The organism is Actinophytocola oryzae, from assembly GCF_004364325.1.
Taxonomy (GTDB): domain Bacteria; phylum Actinomycetota; class Actinomycetes; order Mycobacteriales; family Pseudonocardiaceae; genus Actinophytocola; species Actinophytocola oryzae.
This window is the reverse complement of sequence record NZ_SOCP01000003.1, coordinates 364,063-387,016: the sequence shown is the minus strand read 5'-3', so window position 1 is coordinate 387,016 and position 22,954 is coordinate 364,063. Positions and strand designations below refer to the sequence as shown.

At 71.4% G+C, this 22,954-nt stretch carries 17 protein-coding genes; 10 read left to right on the top strand and 7 right to left on the bottom strand.

From position 1 onward, the window contains the following. Positions 1 to 6: 6 nt before the first annotated feature. The 5 genes from CLV71_RS09180 to CLV71_RS09160 all read right to left on the bottom strand — a co-directional run bounded on the left by CLV71_RS09180 (position 7) and on the right by CLV71_RS09160 (position 9,861). The gene (locus CLV71_RS09180; RefSeq protein WP_133902206.1) at positions 7 to 732 is read right to left on the bottom strand and encodes an esterase family protein; all 726 of its coding nucleotides are present in this window, start codon (positions 730 to 732) and stop codon (positions 7 to 9) included. Next, entirely contained in the window at positions 732 to 1,784 is a 1,053-nt protein-coding gene (locus CLV71_RS09175) for an alpha/beta hydrolase (protein ID WP_133902205.1), read from the bottom strand. Before CLV71_RS09175 ends, CLV71_RS09180 begins: the two co-directional genes overlap by 1 nt. Before the next feature lie 106 nt (positions 1,785 to 1,890). Beyond that, positions 1,891 to 3,852, bottom strand: a complete 1,962-nt coding sequence (locus tag CLV71_RS09170; protein ID WP_133902204.1) for an APC family permease — start codon at positions 3,850 to 3,852, stop codon at positions 1,891 to 1,893. Positions 3,853 to 4,533: 681 nt separating this feature from the next. Then, positions 4,534 to 5,424 (bottom strand): TIGR03619 family F420-dependent LLM class oxidoreductase, encoded by an 891-nt coding sequence (locus CLV71_RS09165; RefSeq protein ID WP_133902203.1) that lies wholly within the window; start codon positions 5,422 to 5,424, stop codon positions 4,534 to 4,536. 69 nt (positions 5,425 to 5,493) lie between these two features. Continuing rightward, entirely contained in the window at positions 5,494 to 9,861 is a 4,368-nt protein-coding gene (locus CLV71_RS09160; RefSeq protein ID WP_133902202.1) for an ExeM/NucH family extracellular endonuclease, read from the bottom strand. Between the two features lie 127 nt (positions 9,862 to 9,988). Between CLV71_RS09160 and CLV71_RS50105 the strand changes: the two genes are divergently transcribed. From CLV71_RS50105 to CLV71_RS09115, 9 genes are all read left to right on the top strand, one after another. Continuing rightward, a complete protein-coding gene (locus CLV71_RS50105; protein WP_279588718.1) occupies positions 9,989 to 10,639 on the top strand; it encodes a TetR/AcrR family transcriptional regulator in 651 nt (216 codons plus the stop codon). Then, complete coding sequence (locus CLV71_RS09150) at positions 10,636 to 11,526, top strand: ABC transporter ATP-binding protein (protein WP_133902201.1); 891 nt, start codon at positions 10,636 to 10,638, stop codon at positions 11,524 to 11,526. The genes CLV71_RS50105 and CLV71_RS09150 overlap by 4 nt, the downstream gene beginning before the upstream one ends. Next, positions 11,523 to 13,112: an ABC transporter permease gene (locus CLV71_RS09145; RefSeq protein ID WP_133902200.1), complete on the top strand. Its 1,590-nt coding sequence runs from the start codon at positions 11,523 to 11,525 to the stop codon at positions 13,110 to 13,112. The genes CLV71_RS09150 and CLV71_RS09145 overlap by 4 nt, the downstream gene beginning before the upstream one ends. Positions 13,113 to 13,128: 16 nt before the next feature. After that, positions 13,129 to 13,911, top strand: coding sequence for an alpha/beta fold hydrolase (locus CLV71_RS09140; protein WP_133902199.1), 783 nt, complete (start codon positions 13,129 to 13,131; stop codon positions 13,909 to 13,911). A gap of 15 nt (positions 13,912 to 13,926) precedes the next feature. Beyond that, on the top strand, positions 13,927 to 16,215 hold the full coding sequence (locus CLV71_RS09135; protein WP_133902198.1) for an alpha/beta hydrolase family protein: 2,289 nt from the start codon (positions 13,927 to 13,929) through the stop codon (positions 16,213 to 16,215). Between the two features lie 80 nt (positions 16,216 to 16,295). Then, entirely contained in the window at positions 16,296 to 17,456 is a 1,161-nt protein-coding gene (locus tag CLV71_RS09130) for a PP2C family protein-serine/threonine phosphatase (RefSeq protein WP_243866314.1), read from the top strand. Continuing rightward, positions 17,449 to 18,984 (top strand): sensor histidine kinase, encoded by a 1,536-nt coding sequence (locus tag CLV71_RS09125; protein ID WP_133902196.1) that lies wholly within the window; start codon positions 17,449 to 17,451, stop codon positions 18,982 to 18,984. Before CLV71_RS09130 ends, CLV71_RS09125 begins: the two co-directional genes overlap by 8 nt. After that, on the top strand, positions 18,977 to 19,420 hold the full coding sequence (locus CLV71_RS09120) for a response regulator (RefSeq protein ID WP_133902195.1): 444 nt from the start codon (positions 18,977 to 18,979) through the stop codon (positions 19,418 to 19,420). The genes CLV71_RS09125 and CLV71_RS09120 overlap by 8 nt, the downstream gene beginning before the upstream one ends. Beyond that, positions 19,417 to 19,836 (top strand): hydrolase, encoded by a 420-nt coding sequence (locus CLV71_RS09115; protein ID WP_133902194.1) that lies wholly within the window; start codon positions 19,417 to 19,419, stop codon positions 19,834 to 19,836. The genes CLV71_RS09120 and CLV71_RS09115 overlap by 4 nt, the downstream gene beginning before the upstream one ends. On the opposite strand, the gene CLV71_RS09110 is transcribed toward CLV71_RS09115, so the two are convergent. Then, the gene (locus CLV71_RS09110) at positions 19,825 to 20,370 is read right to left on the bottom strand and encodes a TetR/AcrR family transcriptional regulator (protein WP_133902193.1); all 546 of its coding nucleotides are present in this window, start codon (positions 20,368 to 20,370) and stop codon (positions 19,825 to 19,827) included. The two genes, CLV71_RS09115 and CLV71_RS09110, sit on opposite strands and share 12 nt — an antisense overlap. Before the next feature lie 79 nt (positions 20,371 to 20,449). Here CLV71_RS09110 and CLV71_RS09105 point away from each other — a divergent pair, with 79 nt between their 5' ends. After that, positions 20,450 to 21,334 (top strand): TIGR03620 family F420-dependent LLM class oxidoreductase, encoded by an 885-nt coding sequence (locus CLV71_RS09105; RefSeq protein ID WP_133902192.1) that lies wholly within the window; start codon positions 20,450 to 20,452, stop codon positions 21,332 to 21,334. On the opposite strand, the gene CLV71_RS09100 is transcribed toward CLV71_RS09105, so the two are convergent. Further along, entirely contained in the window at positions 21,323 to 22,912 is a 1,590-nt protein-coding gene (locus tag CLV71_RS09100) for a phytoene desaturase family protein (protein ID WP_133902191.1), read from the bottom strand. The two genes, CLV71_RS09105 and CLV71_RS09100, sit on opposite strands and share 12 nt — an antisense overlap. Between the last annotated feature and the right edge of the window lie 42 nt (positions 22,913 to 22,954).

The following is a 22,954-nucleotide window of genomic DNA, read 5'->3' as shown; positions in this document are numbered from 1 at the left end:
ATCCTCCTAGCAGAAACGGGGTAGGTGATGGGCGAGCTGGGCCCGCCAGGACGGCCAGTCGTGCGGCACGTCGTGGCCCCACACGTCCAGCTCGCACCGAAGGCCCTTGCTCTGGGCCAGCTGTGCGAAGTGGCGGGTGGAGGACAGGGAGCCGGTCGTGTCCTCCCACTGGCCCTGCCCGACGACCAGCAGCAGTGACAGCCGGTCGCGGAGCCAGTCGAGGTGGTCGCCGTGCAGGTTGGGCACGAAGTCGGTCGGGTTCGTGAAGTACGCCGCCTCGCCGCGGTCGCCCCACCCGTGCCACGTGGCCGGGTCGTAGTTGCCGGACATGCCGACGGCGAGCGGGAACAGGTCGGCGCGGCGGAGTCCGAACAGGACGGCGTGGAACGCGCCGAGCGAGCAGCCGAGCGTGGCCACCTCGGTCGGGCCGCCGCAGTCCGCGTGGATCGACGGCAGGACGTCGCCGAGGATCCACGACTCGTACACGCCGTGCCGGTGCGCCCGCTCCTCGAGCGGGATCGACTTGTTCGACCAGGAGTCGGCGTCGAGTGAGTCCACGCAGTAGAGCTTCACCCGGCCGTCCTCGAGCAGACCCCGAACGCCGTCGATCATGCCGTTGGCCTCGAAGTCCCACGCTCGGCCCTGCTCGGAGGGGAACACGAGGAACGGGCGGCCGTAGTGGCCGTAGGCGATCACGGTGCCACCGCCGACCTCGTACTGGTCACGGCGCATCAGGCGGTCCACACGGCGCGCAGGAGGGCGGTCAGGGACGGGTCGAAGGCGTCGCGCCAGCCGACGTAGTTGTGCGCGTCGGCCACCTCGACCAGCCGGGCGTCGTAGCCCTGCCTGGCGAGGATCGCGGCCATCTGCCGGTTGTTGGCGAGGTTCTCCTCGGCGAGACCGCAGGTCATCACGACGGGCACGGTCTCGCTCGGCACCGAGCGCGGCACGTCCGCCACGTACACGCTGACCTGCCCGAACCTGCTGAACCGGTGCTGCTCCTGCGGGTCGAGGTCGACGGTCAGGAACGAGGCGGACTGCAGGAACAGCCCGCCGAACAGGCCGGGAAGTGCGCGTTGCGCGTGCAGCATGGCGAGGCCGCCGAGGCTCGCGCCCATGCCGACGACCGGCTCCCGCACGGCCACCAGCTGCCGCAGCGTCGGCAGGACCCGCTGGTGCAGGGTCGCGGCATACCGGGGGTTGGCCGCGTACTCCTCGTCGCGGTTGCCCGGCGCGAGCAGCGCGACCCGGAAGGGCGGCAGCGTGCCCGACTCGACCATCGCCCCCGCGTACGCGGTGAGACCCGAGAGCGCGTCGTACTCGGGGCCGTCGTGGGCCACGAGCAGGGGAAGCGGTTCCGCCGCCTGCGCGGGCGACCAGAGCCGCACGGCGACCTCACCGCCGAGCAGCGGCGCGGGCACGGCGAGGTCGGTGACCTCGGCGTCGGCCACGTGGGCCGCGAGCCAGTCGGGGGCGGTGTAGCCGGGGAACTCGACCACCGACTTGTCGCCGAAGGCACCCGGCGCGCGCAGGGGGTTGCCGGGGTCGCAGATCTCCTCGAGGTCACCCGCCGGATGTCGCAACTGGAGCCGGTACTCCATGCGGTCGACCGGCGGCCGGGGGAGCGTGAGCCGCCACGAGCCGTCGTCGAAGGTGAACTCGAGTCCGGTGTCCGGAAGGGACAGTGCGGGGAGCAGACGGGTGCTCTCCAGCGCGGAGTCGGCGTCGGGAAGCCGGAACGTCACCGAGTCGTCCGTCACCTGCGGCTTGGTCTCGGCGATCACTGATCCATCTCAGCCATCGTCCACACGTGAAGTCAAGGCCGAAGCGCGTTGGAGGACGCCATCCTCACGCTGGGTGCACCGAAGTACGCCTTCCTCACGCTGGGTATCAGCCGCCGACGTGGATGCGCGGGCGCCGCGCGGGGTCCGGCTCGTGCTGGCGGAGGATCTCCCGGACGACCGGAGGCGTGTCGCCCTGGCCGAGGATCAGGTAGCGGAACAGGTGCCCGAGCGGGTTGCCCTCCGACCACTCGAAGTAGCAGCGCGGCCGCCTGCCGGTCGCGTCGCGCAGTGCCAGCAGGATCGCGGCGATGGCGTTCGGGGCGGCGGGTGCCTCGACGCGGAGGATGCGGTGTGTGCCGACCGAGACGCCCCGCACCACCAGCACGTTCGCGAACTCGGACGGGTCGACGACGTCGATCTCGATGAACAGCACGTCCGCGGCGCCGGGCACCGGGTTCATGCCCCGCTGCTCGGCCTCCTTCGCGTCGTACTCGGCCTCGTCGCCCGCCTGCCGCTTGTTGGCCACGAGGTCGAGGCGGTCGTCGAAGGCGATGCTGTCGGTGACGAAGCGGCGCGCCGGCTCGTCGAACTCGATGCGGTCGACCCGGAGCTCCGTCGTGCGGGTGACGCGGGAGACCAGCGACACCACGATGATCCCCGCGATGAAGGCCGCGGAGATGGCGATGCCGTCCGGCTTCTCGATCACGTTCTCGACCAGGGCGTACAGGAGGACGAGCGTGAGCACCGTGAACGCGATGCCGCCCCTGGTCTGCCCCTTGCGGAACGCCGAGATCGTCACGGCGACCGCGCCGGACACCATCATGGCGAGGATCCCGGTCGCGTACGCGCCGGCCTGCGCGTTGACGTCCGCGCCGAACGCGACCGTGATGCCGATGCTGATCACCGTGTAGACGAGCACCACGGGGCGCACGGCCCGGCCCCACTCCGGCGCCATGCCGTACGCGGGCAGGTAGCGGGGCACGATGTTGATCAGTCCGGCCATCGCGGAGGCGCCGGCGAACCAGAGGATCAGGACGCTGGAGATGTCGTAGACGGTGCCGAAGGCCGCGCCGAGGTGCTCGTGCGCGAGGTAGGCGAGTGCGCGGCCACTGGCCTCGCCGCCGTCCTCGAACTCCCTCGGCGGGATGAGCACGGTCGTGATGAAGCTGGTCGCGACCAGGTACACCGACATGACCAGAGCCGCGGTGGCCAGCAGCTTGGCGGTGTTGCGGACCTTCTGCTCCGGGTTGTCGGCCTTGATGAGCGGCATCATCGACACGCCGGTCTCGAAGCCGGACAGGCCCAGCACCAGCAGCGGGAACGCGAGCACGGCAGGACCGGCGATGTCGAGGAAGCCGCCGCCGCTCTCGGTGAGCCGGTCGGTCCAGCGCGAGAGGGCGTCCGGCTCGCCGAACACGTCCACGGCCCCGACGACGACGATGACCGCGTTGAGCACGAGGAAGATCGCGACGAGCGGGATGGCGACGCCGATGGCCTCGGAGAAGCCCAGCAGGAACACGCCGCCGAGGACGAGCAGCAGTACGACGGTGATGATGACCTCGTGGCCGTGCAGCACGGCGGGGAACGCGGGGTTCTCGACCATGTGCACGGACGCGTCGGCGGCGGACAGCGTGATCGTGATGAGCCACGAGGTGGCGACGAAGCCCAGCAGCACCAGCACGAAGATCTTGCCGCGCCAGAAGGGCAGCAACGTCTCCAGCATCGCGACGGAGCCCTGGCCGTTGGGCGACTCGCGTGCCACGCGGCGGTACATGGGCAGCATGCCGAAGAGCGTGAGCGCCACGATCAGGAGCGTGGCGAGCGGCGAGAGCGCGCCGGCCGCGAGCGCCGCGATCGCAGGCAGGTAGGACAGGGTGGAGAAGTAGTCGACGCCGGTGAGGCACATGACCTTCCACCACGGCTGCGGCTTGCCGTGACCCCCGCTCGACTCGGGGCCGACGGGTGCGACCTGGTGGTGGAGCAGCCATCTGCCGATACCACGCGGTGCCGTCGTCCTGGCCGGGCTGCCCAGGGTCGCGGGCACCGCGAACTGGTCGGTCGTGTCCATGTGGTCGCTTCTCCACCCCTGCGGGCCCCGCGCCCGCGCCGCAGAGCATGCCGGATCGACCCCACGAATGTTCACGGAACCCGCCATGGACTCCAGCAATGCCCGAAATGCCCCGAACCGGCGCCGGGCCGTCGGTTCGACCCACGGACCCACCCGCGCTTGATCCACCCGCGCTTGATCCACCCGCGCTTGATCCACCCGGCTGTGACACGCCCGGCCCTGACCCACCGGTTGGTACGCCCGGCCTCGAACACCGGTTGGCACGCCCGGGTCCGGTCCCGTCCCTCCCGCGTCCGGTCTTGGCCCCGGCAACCGACCTGCCGGGCCCGGGCTTCGGCCCGCTGGCACCCGCCCGGCTCCGCTGGCACCCGCCGGCTCCGCTGGCCCGCCCGGCTCCGCTGGCACCCGCTCCGCTCGCACCCACCCGCCCGGCTCGCACCCTTCGGCCCGCCCCAGCGTAATGAAGGCGTCCTTCGGTGCGTCCAGCGTTAGGAAGGCGTCCTTCGTAACGCTGGGCGTTAGGAAGGCGTCCTTCGGAACGTGCGGTGGGCGGTGGTCGGGGCTGGGAGGGCGTTCTTCGGTGCGTCCAGCGTTAGGAAGGCGTCCTTCGTAACGCTGGGCGTTAGGAAGGCGTCCTTCGGAACGTGCGGTGGGCGGTGGTCGGGGCTGGGAAGGCGTCCTTCAGTGCCGGGCGGGGGCGAGGGCCTCGGCGATCTCCATGGCCAGTGCGGTGGCGTCGTCGGCGGGCACGGTCGGGTTGCCGATCCGCCTGTCCCAGTTGAGGTCGTAGTACAGCTCGGTCACGCCCTGCTCCGCGAGCCACGCCGTGTCGGCGCGGATGTCGTCGTACGTGCCGGAAAGGCGGCCCTTCCGCTCGCCGAGGCGGATCACGCCCCTCACCACCACCCGGACCGACGACGGCTCCGGCGACGCCCCCCGGACGACCGCGATGTCCTCCGCGATGCCGTCCAGGTCGTGGGCACTGCGGCTCATCCAGCCCGCCGCGATCCGCCCTGCCCGTCGCAGCGCCGCGGGCACCACGCCGCCCAGCAGGATCGGCGGCCCACCAACCTGCACCGGTCGCGGCGCAATGTGGCTCGGCGGCACCTGGTAGAACTCGCCGTCGAACGAGACGGGGTCCTCCGTCCACAGTGTTCGCAGCACGCGGACGTACTCCTCCGCCCGCGCGCCGCGCCGTTCACGTGAGGCGCCGGTCGCCGCGAACTCCGTCGGGGACCAGCCGACGCCCAGACCTAGGTCGAGGCGGCCGTGGGAGAGGACATCGAGCGTCGCCGCCTGCTTGGCCAGGTACACCGGCGAGATGAACGGCAGGTTCACCAGGGCGACCCCGAGCCGGATCCGCCGCGTGTGTGCCGCCGCGAACGTCAACGCCAGCAACGGGTCCAGCACGCTCTGGTACTCCGGTCCGAGCTTGTCGTCCACGCCGACCAGCAACCGCTGGAACGTCCACAGCGAGTCGTAGCCCAGTTCCTCCGCGCGGGCCGCGAACCCGGCCAGCGTCTCCGGTGTCGCCCACGCGCCCGACACCGGGGCGCCAAGTCCGATCCTCACAACAGGCCACGCTAACAGCGGAAGACCCGCCCGGCAGGCTCGCCGGACGGGTCTTCCACCTTCAGGGGCTCAGAGCTTCGCGCACTGGCCCGACGCGATACCTCGCACCGCGTTCTTCCTTCCGTCGTTGCCCGGTGCCGGGTTGTTGCCCGAGCAGGACAGCGCACCCGTGACCTTGTTGGCCGCGATCACGACCGGGCCGCCGGTGTTGCCGGTGACCACGATCGCGCCGGTCACCTGCGCCGTGTCGACCGTGACACCGCCCTTGTTGCCGGACAGCGCTACCGGGCCGAGGATCTTCGTCTTCTCGACCCCGACCGCCCCGGTCGAGCCGGACACCGTCAGCGCGGCGACCAGCTGCGAGTCCGCGAGCGAGAACTGCTTGCCGCCGGTCGCGGTGACCACGCCGGCGATCGTGCTGTTCGTGATGCTCACCGACGCGCCCTGCCGCACCACGATGGTGCCGAGGACCACGGCGTTGTCCACGCAGGTCAGACCCGAGGTGACGGTGACCGAGCCGACCTTCAGACCCGTGATCGTCTTGTCGCAGGTCGGGGCCGGGGTGCCGATCGTCGCCCGCGACGCCGGGTCCGCCGTCACCGGCGAGTTGGCGCCGATGTAGTCGGTCAGCATCGTCAGGTCGTTGTCGCCGGTCGTCACGACGTCCGTGCCCTGCGCCAGGGTGAAGAAGTTGTCGCCACCCGCGGCGAGGAACGAGTTGACCGTCACCCGGTAGGTGCCGGTCGGCGACACGGGCCGGCCGTTCAGCGTCATCCCGGTGATGTGCTGGCCCACCGGGTTGTCCGGCAGGTAGGTGTAGGCGAAGCCCTTGGACACGCCCAGGTGCAGCTTCGGCCGGGACGCGCCCGCGGGCTGCCACTGCTCCTCCAGCGCCTGCTTGATCTGCGCACCCGTGTACGTCTTGGTCACGACGTCGTTGGAGAACGGCTGCACCGAGAACGCCTCGGAGTAGGTGACCACGCCGTCCGGCGCGTACACGAGGTCGGCACGCAGGCCGCCCGGGTTCATGAACGCGATCTGCGCCCCGCCCCGGCCCGGGTCACTGGTGCCCGCCAGCTGCACGTCCGCGATGAAGTTGCCGAGCACCGACTCACTGCCCCGGTCCTCCGCGCCGGTCGAGGTGACCGCACGCCTGACGTCCGAGGTGATCGAGCCGAGCGGCTCCTTGCCCAGCTCGTCGGCGTTGGTCTTGGCCCGCGCCACGACGTCCGCGACCGCCGGGTCCGACGGTGCGCCGACGACGTCCAGCAGCGCCGCGTCCGAGGCGACGATCTGCTTGGTCGTCGGGTCGACCGACAGCGTGACCCTGGAGAGCTTCACGCCGTAGTCCTCGGCCTGCACCACCGGCCGCAGCCGGTCGGTGCCCGGGATGGGCGCCTCGAACGCGTACGCCTGGTGCGTGTGTCCGGACAGGATCGCGTCGACGTTCGCGCTCATCGACATGAACCTGCCGAACACCGGGTCGCTCTGCAGGTCCGCCACCGAGCCGATGTTCTCGGTCGCCGCGCCCTCGTGCGCCAGCAGAACCACGACGTCGGCCTCACCGTTGGCCTCGTTGCCGTCCTTCAGCTGCGCGGCAACGGCTTCCGCCTCCGGCACCGGGTCCTTGAACGTCAGTCCTGCGATCCCGTCCGGGCTCACCAGCGACGCCGTCTGCTCGGTCACCACGCCGACGATGCCGACCCGCACGCCGTCCACCGTCTTCACCTCGTACGGCGGCAGCGCGCGTTCCGCGCCCCGGTAGACGTTCGCGCCGAGGTACGGGAACTGCGCCTTCGGGATCACGCGGTCGGTCAGGTCCGCGAAGCCCTTGTCGAACTCGTGGTTGCCGACCGCCGCCGCGTCCAGCCCCATGAGGTTCAGCGCGTCGAGCGTCGGGTTGTCCTTGTCGATGGCCGAGATGAACGTCGACGCGCCGATGTTGTCGCCCGCCGACAGGAACAGCGTGTTCGGGTTCTGCCCACGCAGCTGGTCCACCAGCCCCGCGAGCTGTGCCGCGCCACCGACCGGGCCGTTCGCGCCCGTGGCCGGTGACTCCAGCCTGCCGTGGAAGTCGTTGATACCCAACAACTGCAGGTCGACCGGGCCCGCGGGTTGCGTCGAGACGCCGATCACCTTCGGGTTGTGGTCGCTGGCCCGGTACGGGTTCGGCGCGTAGAACGCCGGGTGGCCGTCGTACTCGAACGCGAACGACTCGTGCGAGTTGATCTGCCACACGTCCACGCCGGTGACCTTCGCCGCGAGCGACGGGGTGGCCACGGCGTGGTCGAGTGAGCCGGACTCGCCGCCGAACACGTAGCTGGCCTCACCGTTCGACACGTCCTGGAAGTTCGCGTCGTAGAAGACCTTCATCGGGTCTTCCTGCGTGTAGGAGTTGAAGTCGCCCAGGATCATCACGTCGTCGCTGCCCGACTCGGCCTTCAGCTGGTCCACGAACGTGATCAGCGAGTGGGCCTGGCGGATGCGGTCGCCGTTGAACTGGCCCTGGCCGTCACCGGTGTCGGCGTTGTCGCCGGTCGCGGTGTCGGAGGGGGACTTCGACTTCATGTGGTTGGCGATGACCGTGAACGTCTCGGCGCCTGACGTGAAGGTCTGCGCGATCGGCTCGCGGGCGTTGAACCACACGGTCTCGTCGTTGATCGTCTTCGACGCGCCGGACGGGGTCACCGCGCCGGGCTTGAAGATGATCGCGGCGGTGATGAAGTCCTGCTGCGCGGCGGGCGGCAGGTTCGCCGGCGAGCGCACGTAGTCCCACGTGCCCGCGCCGTCCTTCGCGTTCAGCGCGCCGACCAGCCGCTTCAACGCTTTCTGCGGGTCGTTCGCCTCGAAGCGGACCGAGTTCTCGATCTCCTCCAGCGCGACGACATCGGCACCCAGCGCGGAGATCGCGGACACGATCTTGGCTTCCTGCTTGGCAAGCCCGGCCTCGTCGTCCGCGCCACGGGCGTCGCCGCCGAAGTGGACGAAGTAGTTCAGCACGTTGAAGCTGGCGATCCTGAGGTCGCCGCCCACGTCCTCGGGAGCCGGGGTGCGCGGGTTGGTCGACTTGAACGTCGTGCGTGCCACGGCGGGGGTCGTCGCGGTCACCGGAGTGGTCGGCTGCAGCCGCCACTCGTCGAAGCCGTAGGACAGCACGGTCGGCGCGAACGCCTCCACCTGGTCACCCACGCGCAGCGGCGCGTCCGGGTACACGTACGGCGGCAGCTGGCCCGCCGTGGAGAGGTTGGTCGTCGAGCCGTCGTCCAGCAGCAGCCGCGCCAGCTTGTTGGCGGCGGCCTGGTTCAGCGCCTCCGGCGTGCTCGGGCGGTACAGGTCCGTCGGGATCGGCGCGGGTTCGTCACCGGCCGCGAGGATGACCTCGCCGTAGCGGTTGGTGTTGTAGACCTCGGAGACCGTGTAGTCGCCGACCGGCGCGACGAGCATCGACTCGACCGACTCGCGGCCCGCCGGGTCGAGCGGCAGCGTCAGCGCGACGGGCGTGGGCAGCGGGGTGCCGGTGGCACACACCTGCACGTCGGCCTTGGCGCCGATGCTGATCTCGGTGAGGCCGTTGAACTCGGTGACGTTGCCGCGCACCTTCACCTGGTCGCCGATCGCGACGCTCGGGTGGTTGGCGGCGTTGGCCGTCAGGTAGACGAACACGCCGTCCGACGGCGTGCCCGCGGCGGGTGCACGGCCGCCGGAGCCCGCGGTCTGGACGTAGATGCCGTTGTAGCCGCCGGTGCGGTGGTCCGCGGTCACGACGCCCTCGACCACGACCTGGCTGCCCGCCAGCGGGGAGGTGTCGGTCGTGCCCTGGACCTGCGCGATCGTGTGGTCCACGGTCAGCGCGTCGCAGTCACCCGGCTCCGGGTCGGGGTCGCCGCCACCGCCGGTGTTGCGCGTGCCGAACGTGTTGGCCGCGGCCGCCTGCCAGACGCCGCCGACCTTCTGCAGAGAGAAGCCGACCGGCGTGGAGGAGCCCTCGGACACGCCGATGTCGGTGGCCGCGGTGCCGTTCGCCGGGCCGCCCGCGGCGGTCATGCCGCCCTCGTAGGACAGGAACTCGGCGACGGTGCCGTCGGGCCGGACGAGCGCGACGCCGTCCGGTGAGCCGTTCTGGAGGCCGTCGGTCGGGTAGGTCCGCACGACCACGCCCGCGGCGGGGACGGTGCCGGACAGCGTGGCGGTGTTGTACACCGCGTTGTTGGCGCCGTTGTACAGGGCGAGCTGCCACCCGGTCAGGTCGAAGCCCACCGGGGCCTCGATCTCCAGTGCCTCACCCGTGTCCGTGCCGACGTTGTCGTAGTGGATCTCACTGATGAAGGGACCGGTGTCGGCAGCCGAAGCCGTCGCACCACTGGTCAGCGCCACTGTGGCGATCGCTGTCAGCGCTCCGACGGCTTGTAGTAAGCGGACACGTCTACTGCTGGGCATCAGGCCTCCATAACGCGGTTGAACCCGCCGGAGCCTAAATGTGAATGGTGTCCAGAAAAATGCGCCCGGATGTACGTTGTGCGATTGTTGCGGACGCGGCTACACGTGTGTGTAGTAGACTACACGTGTGAGTAGCGAGCGGGATCCGGAGGACCTCACCGCGCGTGCCCGGATCAGGGACGCGGCCATGCGCCATTTCGCGGAACACGGCTTCGAACGGACGACCATCCGGGGCATCGCCGAGACGGCGGGGGTGTCGTCCGGCCTGCTGCGTCACCACTTCGGCAGCAAGGAAGCGCTGCGTGACGCGTGCGACGAGTACGTGCTGGGGATCGTCCGCAGGCTCAACGAGCAGACGTGGGCGGCGTTCGAGGCGGGCGACCTCGGTGGCGCGCCGAGTGCGCAGGCCCCGCTGGGGCAGTTCAACCGCTACATCGCGCGATCCCTGATCGACGGCGGTTCGGCCGAACTGTTCGACGAGATAACCCGGATGGGCGAGGCGTGGGTCGCGACCTTCGACGCGCGCCGTGACGACGAACCGTTCACGTCGGCGCGGGTGCGTGCCGCCGTGGTGTCGGCGTGGGGCCTCGCGCTCCCGATGATGTCCAGGCACCTGTCCCGGGTGATGGGGGCCGACCTGGAGACCCCCGAGGGCTTCGCGCTGCTGGCGAACGCGTTGCTCGACCTGTACTCGCACCCGCTGATGAGCCCCGAGGAGGCCGCCGCCGCTCGTGCCGGTCTGAGCGAGGCCGTCGACACTGAAAGGAGTCACCCATGACTGACGCCATCGGCGTTGCGGGCCTGGTCAAGGCGTTCGGCCGGACGAGGGCGCTGGACGGGCTCGACCTGTCCGTGCGTGCCGGTGAGGTGCACGGGTTCCTCGGCCCGAACGGGGCCGGCAAGTCCACCACGATCCGCGTGCTGCTCGGTCTGATCCGCGCGGACGCGGGCACGGTCCGCCTGCTCGACGGCGACCCGTGGACCGACGCGGTCCAGCTGCACCGGCGCCTCGCGTACGTGCCGGGCGATGTCACCCTGTGGCCGAACCTGTCCGGCGGCGAGGTGATCGACCTGCTGGGCCGGTTGCGGGGCGGCCTGGACAAGTCCCGCCGCGCCGCGCTCCTGGAGCGGTTCGACCTGGACCCACGCAAGAAGGCACGCACCTACTCGAAGGGCAACCGGCAGAAGGTGGCGCTGGTGGCGGCGTTCGCGTCGGACGTGGAGCTGCTCATGCTCGACGAGCCGACCTCGGGGCTGGACCCGTTGATGGAGGAGGTGTTCCGCGAGGTCGTCGAGGAGGAGAAGGGCCGAGGCGACCGGACCGTGCTGCTGTCGAGTCACATCCTGGCCGAGGTCGAGGCGCTGTGCGACCGGGTGACGATCATCCGCGTGGGCCGCACCGTCGAGACCGGCTCCCTGGCCGACCTGCGCCACCTGACCCGCACGTCGATCGAGGCGGACCTGGCAGGCGAGGCGAACGGCCTCGCGGACCTGCCTGGCGTGCACGACCTGCGGGTCCGCGACGGCCACGTGAAGTTCGACGTGGACACGCCGCAGCTGGAGGAAGCGTTGCGGGCGCTCACTTCCGCGGGCGTCCGGTCGCTGGTGAGCCAGCCGCCGACGCTGGAGGAGCTGTTCCTGCGCCACTACGAGGTGGCCCGGTGACAGGCGTCTGGCAGCTCGTCCGCCTGATCCTGCGCCGCGACCGCGTGATCATGCCCCTCTGGGTCCTGTTCATCGCGCTCGTCCCGGTCTCCTACATCGCCACGATCGACGGCGTGTTCCCCACGGCCGCGGACAAGGCCCAGTACGCGGCGACCAGCGCCGCCAACGCCGGCTTCGTCGCCCTCTACGGCCGGCTGTTCGGGTCCAGCCTCGGCGAGCTGGTCGCGTGGCGGGCCGGGTTCGTGCCCGTCGTGGTCGGCCTCGTCACGGTCCTCACCGTCATCCGGCACACGCGCACCGAGGAGGAGGCCGGCCGCCGCGAGCTGGTCGGCTCCACCGTCGTCGGCAGGCACGCGGCCCTCGCCGCCGCGCTGATCACCACGTGCGCGGCCAGCCTCGTCATGGGTCTGGTGCTCGCCGCGGCCATGGCGGGCCAGGGTCTCCCCGGCGCGGGTTCGCTCGCGTTCGGCCTCGAACTCGCCGCGACCGGCTGGGTGTTCGCGGGCATCGCCGCGGTCGCCGCCCAGCTCACCGCGGGTGCGGGCAGCGCCCGCGGCATCGGCATCACCGTCCTGGGTGTCGCCTACGTACTACGCGTGGTCGGCGACGTCAGCGGCATGACCGACGGACCACTCACCTGGGTGACAGGCCTGTCCCCGATCGGCTGGGTGCAGGCGATCCGCCCCTTCGGCGTCGACCGGACCTGGCTCGCACTCGTGGTCCTCGCGGCGGCCGCGGTGTTCGTCGCGGTCGCGGTCCTGCTGTCCGGCCGCCGCGACGTCGGCGCTGGCCTCCTGCCAACCCGCCCCGGCCCGGCCGTCGGCACTCTCGGCTCACCCCTAGCCCTGGCCTGGCGCCTGCACCGCGGCCTGCTCGCCGCGTGGACCGGCGGGTTCGTCGCACTGGGCGTCGTCATGGGCTACCTGGCCGAGGGCGTCGGCGACCTCGTCGGCGACAACAGGGCCATGGCGGACGCCTTCAGACGCCTCGGCGGCGCCTCCGGCCTCATCGACAGCTACCTCGCGGGAACAGCCGGCCTCTTCGGGTTGATCGCCGGCGCCTACGGCATCCAGGCCATGCTGCGTGCCCGCGCCGAAGAGGCCGACGGTCGGGTGGAACCGGTGCTCGGCACGGCCACCGGCCGACTGCGCTGGCTCGCGGGCCACCTCGTCTTCTCCCTGCTCGGCCCGGCCGTCGTCCTGGTCGCGGCCGGCCTCGCCATGGGCATCACCCACGGCCTCGACGTCCACGACGTCGGCGGCGAACTGCCCCGCCTCCTGGCAGGCACGGTGGTCCAGCTGCCCGCGGTGTGGATCCTCTCGGCCGTGGCAGTGCTGCTCTTCGGCCTGCTGCCCCGCGCCACGGCCGCCGCGTGGGCCGCGCTCGTCGTCTGCCTGCTGGTCACCCTGGTCGGCGGTGCCGCGGGACTCGACCAGTGGGTGTTGGACATCTCGCCGTTCACGCACCTGCCGAAGCTGCCCGGCGGCCACGTCACCGCACTTCCCCTGGTACTGCTTTCCGTGATCGCTGCGATAGTCACAGTGGCAGGCCTCACGGGATTCCGTAGAAGGGACGTCCCGGCCTAGCCTTACCGTTGGCGGCGTGAGTTTCGCCCACGCCGCCGACGGCACCTCCCTCTACTACGAGGTCGACGGGCACGGCGACGACGTGCTCGTGCTGATCGCCGGGCAGTCCAACAACCACCACTGGTGGGACGTGGCACGCGAGGACTTCGCCGCCCACTTCCGGACCGTCGTGTTCGACCACCGAGGCACCGGACGCAGCGACAAGCCCGAGAGCGGCTACGACACCAGGGTGTTCGCCACCGACGTGGTCGCGATCCTCGACGACCTCGGCGTCGACCAGGCCCACGTCTACGGCACCTCGATGGGAGGCCGGGCGGCCCAGTGGCTCGCCGCCGACCACCCGTCGCGAGTCCGGCGACTGGTCCTCGGCTGCACGTCGCCGGGCGCACGACACGGCGTCGAACGCAGTGCCGAGCTTCGCCGCGCCCTCGCCCAGCGCGACCGCGACGCGGCACAGCGGGTTCTGCTGGAGCTGATGTACACACCGGACTGGCTGGCCACGCACCCAGGACCGTTCCACACCATCGGCGACCCGGACATGCCGCAACACGCCCGCCGAGGCCACTTCCTCGCCAGCAGGAACCACGACGGCTGGGACGCGTGCGCCAAGATCGTGGCGCCGGCGCTCGTCCTGCACGGCGCCGACGACGTGTTCAACCCCGCCGCCAACGCCCCACTGCTCGCCGACCGGATTCCCGACGCCCACGCCGTGCTCATCCCGCACGCCAGGCACGCGTACTTCGAGGAGTTCCGCTCGGTCGCGTCCCCGACGGTCGTGAACTTCCTCACCGTTCCGTAACGGATCGCCCCAGAGATGCGACTCTGGGTCATGTTCGTGGAACTGCGCGTCCACGGGGTGAGTGGTACGCCGCCGGTGGACATGCTGGACCACCCGCTGGTCAAGCAGGTGGCAGGCGATCCGGACGGCAGGTTCTTCCGCCCGGTGGACGCCGCGGGCAACGAGGTGCGTGCCGCGGACGGGCACGTGATCGAGGGCTACCACTGGGGACCGCAGACCTCCGGCACCTGGCGCCAGGCGCTGTGGCTCGCGCTCGTGCCGTTCGGCCTGGTCAATGCCGCGTACTTCATGCTGCCGGGTGGCGGCGGCAACACGGCGCGGGTCGTGGCCCGTGCCGCCTTGCGTGTGCTCGCGCTCGTGCTCACCGGACTGGTCGCACTGGCCGTGGCCCAGGCGGCGGTCGACCTGTTCGCGTGGCAGTGGACCGGCGTCGACGACCGGGGCGGCGACCCACGCTGGTGGCTGGCGGGCGGCTTCGCGGTGGTCGTGGTGGCGTTGCTGGTGATCCGCTTCCTCGTCGGCCCGCTGCGCACACCCGCCGTGGCGCCCTGCCCGCCCAACCCGACCACCGCGCTGGCCGGCGGCGAGTTCTTCACCGGCGACCGCGACATGCCCGCGCTCCGCCACCTGCACCTGACCGCGGGCCTGACCGTCCTCTCGGTACTGGCGGCGGCACTGACCCGCACCTTCGGCGGCACCCCGGTGCTGTACTGGCTCGCCGTCGGCCTCGCACTGTGGACGGTCGTCCACACGGCGCTGCTCGGCGACCCGACCCGCGAACGCCGTGGCGTGCAGGAGTTCTTCGCCGCGACCCTGCCGGTCATCGTGCTGTGGCTCGGCGTCGCGCTCCTCGTCGCCTCGGTCGTGGCGATGTCGCTCGTGACCGACTACCCCGGCCGCAGGCGGGGCATCCTGCCCGGCATCGGCGACCTCGGTCGTGGAGCGGCGGTCCTCGCGCTCACGGCGTTGCTGGTGCTGATCGTCGCCACGCTCGTGCTGGCGCTCCAGACCCGCGGCTCCACGGCACCGCCACCGTTCCGGCGCTTCCTGGGCGGCATGGCCGGACCGGTGGTGGCCGCGCTCGGCATGTTCCTCGGTGTCGGCTTCACGGCCGCGCTGGCCTACGGCGTCCTGCGGCTGCTCCGCCCCCACGACGCCCCGTCCTCGATGACGCTCCCGTTGTTCTACCTCAGGATCGCGTTCGCCGCGGGGGCCGCCGTCGCGCTGGTCGTCCTGCTGGTGCTGGTGGTCGCGGTGTGGCTGGCGTCGTCCACGAAGGGGTACCGCGAGAAGGTGCGGAACTCGGCGTCCCAGGACGTGCTGCCGGACGGTCAGGTCGCGGGCGTGGCCGTCGCGTGGTGGCTGGGCCGGCTCAAGTTCTCGATGCACTGGGGCGCCTTCGCGATCGCGGCGGCGGGCACCGTGCTGACCGTCGCCGCGGTGGTCGAGGCGGCGGGGGAGATGGGCGCGTCGGTCTGCCACCCGGGCGGCACGTGGCTGTCCGACTGCCGCGACCTGCCCGGCCTCGACCTCGTCACGGTCGGCACGATCGCGTTGCTGCTGCTCGGCGGGTTCCTGGTCTACCTGGGCAGGCGGGCCGTCGGCGACAGTGCCGTGCGCCGGGGCGCCTGCGTGGTCTGGGACGTGGTGTCGTTCTGGCCCGCGGCGGTGCACCCGCTGGTGCCCCCGCCGTACTCGCCGAAGGTGATCGAGGACCTGCGGCACCGGATCGAGTGGCACCTGTCCCGGCCGGGCACGTTCCTGGTCCTGGCGGGCCACAGCCAGGGCAGCATGATCGCCGCGGCCGCCCTCACGCGGCTGCCCGCCGAGTACCACTCGAAGGTCGCGCTGCTGACGTACGGCTCGCAGCTGCGGCTGGCGTACGCGCGGGCGTTCCCGGCGTACGTGAACCACGAGTTCCTGTGCCGGCTCAAGAACGACGTGCTGTCGGGCCGGTGGATCTCCCTGTTCCGGGAGACCGACCCGTTCGGCGGCCCGGTGATGAGCTGGGGGAGGACACCCGAACCGCCGTTCGAGTCCTACCGGATCGACACCCCGGGGCTGTGCGTGGACGAACAGAACGCCGCGACGGGCCTGCGCCGCTGCGACACCGAGTGGCGGCTGCAGGACCCGTGCGCCTCCGACGGCGTCCTGACCCCCAAGGTCGCCATGCGCCGCCACAGTTCCTACAGCGTGGACCCGGCGTGGGTGCTGGCCCTCGCGGAACTGACCGCTCCCTACCGACCAGGTCAGACCAGTGTGCGGGACCGAACCGCTACTCACCTGTCGCCGGGGTCTGACTAGGATGTGAACAGTCGTATCGACCGTCCGTGGTCGGCACCCGGGGAGTGAGGGACGAGCAGGGCCAGGACATGGTTGGTGCGTTGAGCGGGATCCGTGAGAGCCCCGCGGCGACCAGGGTGCTGTTGATTGAGGACGACGACGGTGACGCGTTCCTCGTCGAGGAGCTCCTGCTCGAGACGGGCAAGGCCTTCGACCTGCAACGGGTGCGTACGCTCGCGGAGGCCAAGGCCGCCGTGCAGAACGCGACGTGCGTGTTGCTCGACCTCGGCCTGCCCGACACCTACCAGCTCGACGGCCTTCGCTGGCTCCAGCAGAACGTCCCCTCCGTCGCGGTCGTCGTGCTGACCGGGCTCGCCGACGAGTACCTCGGCGAGGAGGCGGTCCGGCTCGGCGCACAGGACTACCTGGTCAAAGGTCAGGTGGACGGACCACTTCTCGACCGGGTCATCCGCTACGCCGTGGAGCGCGAGCGGTCCGACGGCCTACAGCGCCAGCTCCGGGACGCCCAGATCTACGCGGAGGAGAACGGCCGGCTCGAACGCGGCCTGCTGCCGACACCGATCGTGTCGGACGGCCTGCGGGTAACCCCGCGTTACGCGCCCGGTGGCCAGCGGCTCCTCCTCGGCGGCGACTTCTACGACGTGGTGGAGACCGCCGACGGCACCGTCCACTCCGTCGTCGGCGACGTCTGCGGCCACGGGCCCGACGAGGCCGCGCTCGGCGTGACCATGCGCGTCGCGTGGCGGACCCTGGTGCTCGCCGAGCGCCCGTCCACCGAGACCCTCACGGTCGTGAACCAGGTGTTCACCCATGAGCGTTACCAGCCGAACCTGTTCACCACGCTGTGCATGCTCTCGGTCAACCCCTCGCGCCGGACCGGCACGCTGTTCCTCGTGGGTCACCCACCGCCGTTACTGATCAACAGCGACGGTGTGCGGGAGATGAAGGCCCCGGTCCGCACCCCGGTCGGGGTGGGCAACGGCACGCGCTGGCCGAGCAGCGAGGTCGAGCTGGGTGAAGGGTGGACCGTCCTGATGTACACCGACGGGCTGATCGAGGGCCGCGTCGGCACACGCAGCAGGCGCCTCGACGTCGACGGGCTGATCGGGCTCGTCGAGTCGGCGATCGGCCACGGGCTGCGCGACGAGCTGCTGATCGACCACGTGATCGACGCGGTCAAGCAGCTCAACGGCGGCGAGCTCGACGACGACATGGCCGTGGTGGCGTTGAGCCATGGCTGAGGCGACCCGCTGGCCGCTGCGGCGGATCATCAACGTCAGCCTGACGACGCTGGCCGTGTTCCTGATCGCCGCGGTGATCGTCGGCGGCTTCGCGCTGTCGCGGCTCGCCGACGCGCGCGCCACGGTCGTCGACCGGATCGACCCGGCGCTGCAGCAGGCGTTGCAGCTCCAGTCGTCGCTGGTGGACCAGGAGACGGGCGTGCGGGGCTACGCGCTCGGTGCCGACGAGGACATCCTGAACCCGTACGTCGTCGGGGTCGACGCCCAGAAGCGGTCCGTGAACAGGCTGACCGTGCTGCTCGCCGATCTGCCGGACACCTCGACGGCGCTGCGGGCCGTGGTCGGGCGGGCCGACACGTGGCGCACGGCCTACGCCCAGCCGACCATCACCGAGGTCACGCGGTCCGGCCAGCCCGCGCCGAGCGCGTCGGTCGAGCAGGGCAAGGGGTACTTCGACCAGGTCCGCGACGCACTCGACGACCTGCAGGACCGGCTCAACACGGCCCGCCTCGACGCGACCGCCACCCTGGACAACGCCGCGACCACCACGAACTTCGTGCTGATCGGCGTGGCGGTGGCGTTCGCGCTGATCATCATCGCGCTCGCGATCGGGTTGCGCTACGGCGCCATCCGGCCGATCTCGCGGCTGGCCGAGGAGGTCAGGACGGTCGCGCGTGGCGACTTCGGCCACGAGGTGGGGCGGAGTGGCCCACGCGAGGTGCGAGAGCTGGGCGCGGACGTCAACCTGATGCGTGAGCGGATCCTCCAGGAGCTGTCGGCGCTCACGGTCGCGCACGCCGAGCTGGACAAGCGCAGCACCGACCTGGAGCGGTCCAACTCCGAGCTGGAGCAGTTCGCCTACGTCGCCTCGCACGACCTTCAGGAGCCGCTGCGCAAGGTGGCGAGCTTCTGCCAGCTGCTCGAACGACGCTACAAGCGCCAGCTCGACGAGCGCGCCGACCAGTACATCGCCTTCGCCGTCGACGGCGCGAAGCGCATGCAGATCCTCATCAACGACCTCCTCGCGTTCAGCAGGGTGGGCCGGATCGTGCGTGACCCGGTGGTCGTCTCGTGTGACACGGTGCTCGCGCAGGCCCTCGCGAACCTGTCCTACACGGTCGAGCAGACCGGGGCGGAGATCGAGGCCGAGCCGCTGCCGAAGGTGTCCGCCGAGGTGCCGCTGCTGACGGCGGTGTTCCAGAACCTGATCGGCAACGCGATGAAGTTCCACGGCGAGGAGGCCCCGAAGGTCCGGGTCACCGTGCGCAGGGACGGCGACTTCTGGGAGTTCGCGATCGCCGACAACGGGATCGGCATCGACGAGGAGTACGCCGAGCGGATCTTCGTCATCTTCCAGCGGCTGCACAACAAGGCCGACTACCCGGGCACCGGGATCGGCCTCGCGATGTGCAGGAAGATCGTGGAATACCACGGCGGGAGGATTTGGCTGGACGCCACGGTGGAATCCGGGTCCCGGTTCTGTTTCACTCTGCCCGTGATCGACGAGGACAAGGATGCTGATGGCTGACCCGACCCCGCTGGACGTGATCGACGTGTTGCTCGTCGAGGACGACGACGGCGACGTGCTGATGACACGCGAGGCGTTCGAGCACCACAAGATCCGCAACAAGCTCCACGTCGTGCAGGACGGCGAGGAGGCGCTGCAGTTCCTCCGTCGCGAGGGCGTCTACGAGGGCGCGCCGCGACCGGGCCTGATCCTCCTCGACCTGAACCTGCCGCGGCGCGACGGTCGCGAGGTGCTCGCCGAGCTGAAGGGCGACCCCGAGCTGCGGGTGATCCCGGTGGTGGTGCTGACGACCTCCGAGGCCGAGGAGGACATCGTCCGCAGCTACTCGCTGCACGCCAACGCCTACGTCAGCAAGCCGGTCGACTTCGACCGCTTCATCGACGTCATCCGCCAGATCGACGACTTCTTCGTGACGGTGGTGAAACTGCCAGGATGATCGAGTTGCCGGACACCTTCTGGGAGGTCCGGTATGTCGGTGCCCGTTACCCCGGCGCGGCCGGGGTGCGGGAGCGTCCCGGGCTGGCCGAGGGCGCGAACTGCCAGCTGTTCGCCTTCGAGGTGCTGTGGCACTTCGGGCTCGCGCCGCCCGAGCTGCGGTCCAGTGAGCTGTGGTCGGACACGGCCACGACCCAGCGGGTGACCGTGCCACAACCCCTGGACCTGGTGCTGTTCAACACCACGCCCGACCCCTGGGGCGCCCACATCGGTGTCTGGGCCGGCGACGAGCAGGTGCTGCACCTGTGTGCCGAGGTCGGCACGCCCGCGCTGTGGAACCTCGCGATGTTCGCCGCGAGGCCCAGCTACCGCGCGCTGGTCGGCTTCAAGCGCGTGACGGCGAGGTCATCGAGCTAGCGCGTCCATCACGAGGCCGAGCAGGCGGCCGGGAAGCCCGCCGTCGTCGGGCATCTGCTCCGCCACCCACGACACCGCGCCCGCGAGGGCGAGGACGTCCATCGGGTCGACGTCCTGACGGAGGACCCCCGCCTGCTGCGCGTGGGTGATCAGCCGTGCCCCGGCGGTCCGCATGCCGTGACACGAGTCGTACAGGGGCGAGTCCTTCTGCCCGGAGGTGGCGAGCACCGAGCCGGACAGGCCCCGGTAGGCCCCCGAGCCCGACGCGAACCGGGCGAGCCACTCGGCCAGCGCCTCCCTGGGGTCCGGCGCCCCGAGCAGAGCCTCCGCGTACTTCCGCAGTGCCGTGAAGCCCTCGTTGAGCAGGGCCACCAGGAGTTCCTCGCGGGTGGGGAAGTGCCGGTAGAGGGTGCCGATGCCGACCCCGGCACGCCTGGCGATCTCCTCGAGCGACGCGTTGGTGCCCTGCTCGGCGAACACCTCGTGCGCGGCGGTGAGCAGGCGCTCGTAGTTGCGGCGCGCGTCGGCTCTCATGATCCACCCTTGCCTAATCGGAGGGGGCCTCCGTAAGTTCAAGCGGAGGGGTCCTCAGCTTATCGCGAAGGAGACACGAATGTTCGGCAGGCTCGGGGTGTGGACATGGGCGTTCGACGAGAACCCGTGGCCGGTGGTCCGTGACGCGGTGACCGAGATCGAGGAGCTGGGCTACGGCACGGTCTGGTTCGGCGAGGGGGCGGGCCGCGACGCGCCGACGCAGGCGGGACTCCTGCTGTCCGCGACGAGCCGTCTGGTGGTGGCCCCCGGCATCGCGAACATCTACCGCAGGCCCGCGGCCGCCATGGCACAGGCGGAACGCACCCTGTCCGAGGCGTACCCGGGGCGTTTCGTCCTGGGGCTCGGCGTCGGCGCGAAAGCGATGACCGGCGACCGGTGGCGTCCGCCGATAGGGGCGATGACCGACTACCTGACGGCCATGGACGAGGCCCGCCTGACCGGCCCGGCGCCTGCCGCCCCGCCGCGTCGCGTACTCGCCGCGCTCGGTCCCCGCATGCTGCGCCTGGCCGCCGACCGGACGGCGGGCGCCCACCCGTACCTGCTCCCGGTGGAGCACACCGCGTACGCGAGGGAGCTGATGGGGCCGGACGCGGTTCTGGCGGTACACCAGTCGGTTGTGCTCGAGCCGGACCGCACCAGGGCAAGGGAGCTGGCTCGTTCGTCCGTCGCGGGCTGGCTTGCCCACAGCGACATGGTGCCGTCGAGGTGGCGCATGGTCCGCGAGGTGACGGGCTTCACCGACGAGGACCGCGACGGCGGCGGCAGTGACCGCCTCGTCGACGCGATGGTCGCGGCGGGCGACGTGGACACCATCGCCAGGCGGGTCGCCGACCAGTTCGCGGCGGGTGCGAACCACGTGTGCCTCGGCGTGGCCACCGGCTCGCCGACACCGGCACTGGGGCTGCGTGAGCTTCGCGAGCTGGCGGGGATCTCAGCCGTGTAGCAGGCGGTGGGCCGCGGCCATGGCCACGCGGTAGCCGGGGACGCCGTTCCTGGCCAGGGCCGCGCGGGCCGCGTTGGCGCCCGCCGCGCCGTGGACGCCGCCGCCGGGGTGGGCCGCGGCGCCCGCCAGGAACAGGCGGTCCACCACCGTGTCCGCGCGGCCGAGACCGGGCAGCGGGCGGAAGACCAGCTGCTGGTGTATCGCCGAGGTACCCGCGTTGATCGCCCCCTCGACGAGGCTCGGGTTGTGCGCCTCGAAGTCCGCCGGTCCCGTCACCGCCCGCCCCACGACCAGGGACCGGAAACCGGGAGCCTGCGCCTCGACCAGTCCCTCGATGCGGTCCGCCACCCCCGCGAGGAGGCCGGATGTCCACGACAGACCGCGCGGCGCGTGCGTGTACGCCCACACCGCCTCCGTACCGGCAGGCGAGCGGGTCGGGTCCGCCGTCGTCATCTGCCCGAGCAACACGAACGGGTCGCGTGGCAGCCGACCGCACGCGAGGTCGTTCGCGAAGTCGGCCATCCCGTTGACGTCCGCGCCGAGGTGCACGGTCCCGGCCCCACCGACCTCGCCGGCCGACCACGGGATCGGGCCGGACAGCGCCCAGTCGACCTTGACCGTCGCGTGGTCCCACCGGAACCTCGCCAGATCGGCCACCAGCCGCGCGGGCAGGTGGGCCTCGCCGACCAGGTCCCGGTACAGGGTGGGCGCGGGCACGTCCGCCAGCACGGCCCGCCGTGCCCGCACCAGCTCGCCCGCCGCGTCCCGCACGCCCAGCGCCTGGCCGCCCGCCACCACCACCGACCGCACCGGCCTCGCGCAGTCGATCCGGCCTCCTCGCGACGTCAGCCGCGACACCAGCGCGTCCGTCAGCCGCCCGGCGCCGCCCTCCGGCACGGGGAAGCCGACGTCCTGGCCCAGCATCGTGAGCAGCCACCCGAACACGCCACCCGCCGCGTCGTCCGGACCGAGGTCGGTGTGCAGGGCGCAGCCCGAGACCAGGGCCTTCGCGCCGTCGCCCGCGAACCGCTCGTCGGCCAGCGTGCGTGCGGGCAGCGTCAGCATCCGCGCCAGCCGCAGGAGGTCACCCGCGCCCAGTGTGCGTGCCAGCCGCAGCCCGGCACGCACCGGGGGGAACGGCGTCAGCAGGGCGGCGAGCACGTCGTCGCGGACCCGGTGCCAGTAGGCGACCTCGGTGTGCCAGGCCTCCTCGTCGGCGGGGCTGAAGCCGCCGAGCGAGCGGGCGGTGTCCTCGGTGCGCCGGGACATGACCGCGTGCCTGCCGTCGGGGAAGACGTGTGCGAGCACGGCGGGTGCGTGCCGCCACCGCAGGCCGTGGTCCTCGAGCCGCAGGGACAGCAGTGCGGGTGATGCGGCGGCGAGCGGGTGGAACGCGCTGCAGTGGTCGGCGACGTACCCGGGCGCGGCGAGCTCCGAAGAGGACACCCCGCCGCCCGGGGCCGGCGCCGCCTCGCAGACGAGCACCCGCCAACCCGCGTCGGCCAGCACGTTCGCCGCGACGAGTCCATTGGGGCCCGCGCCCACGACGACAGCGTCCACATCGTCCAGATCAACCATAAGCGCACACGTTTCCACACCGAGTGACGTGGGTAACCGCAA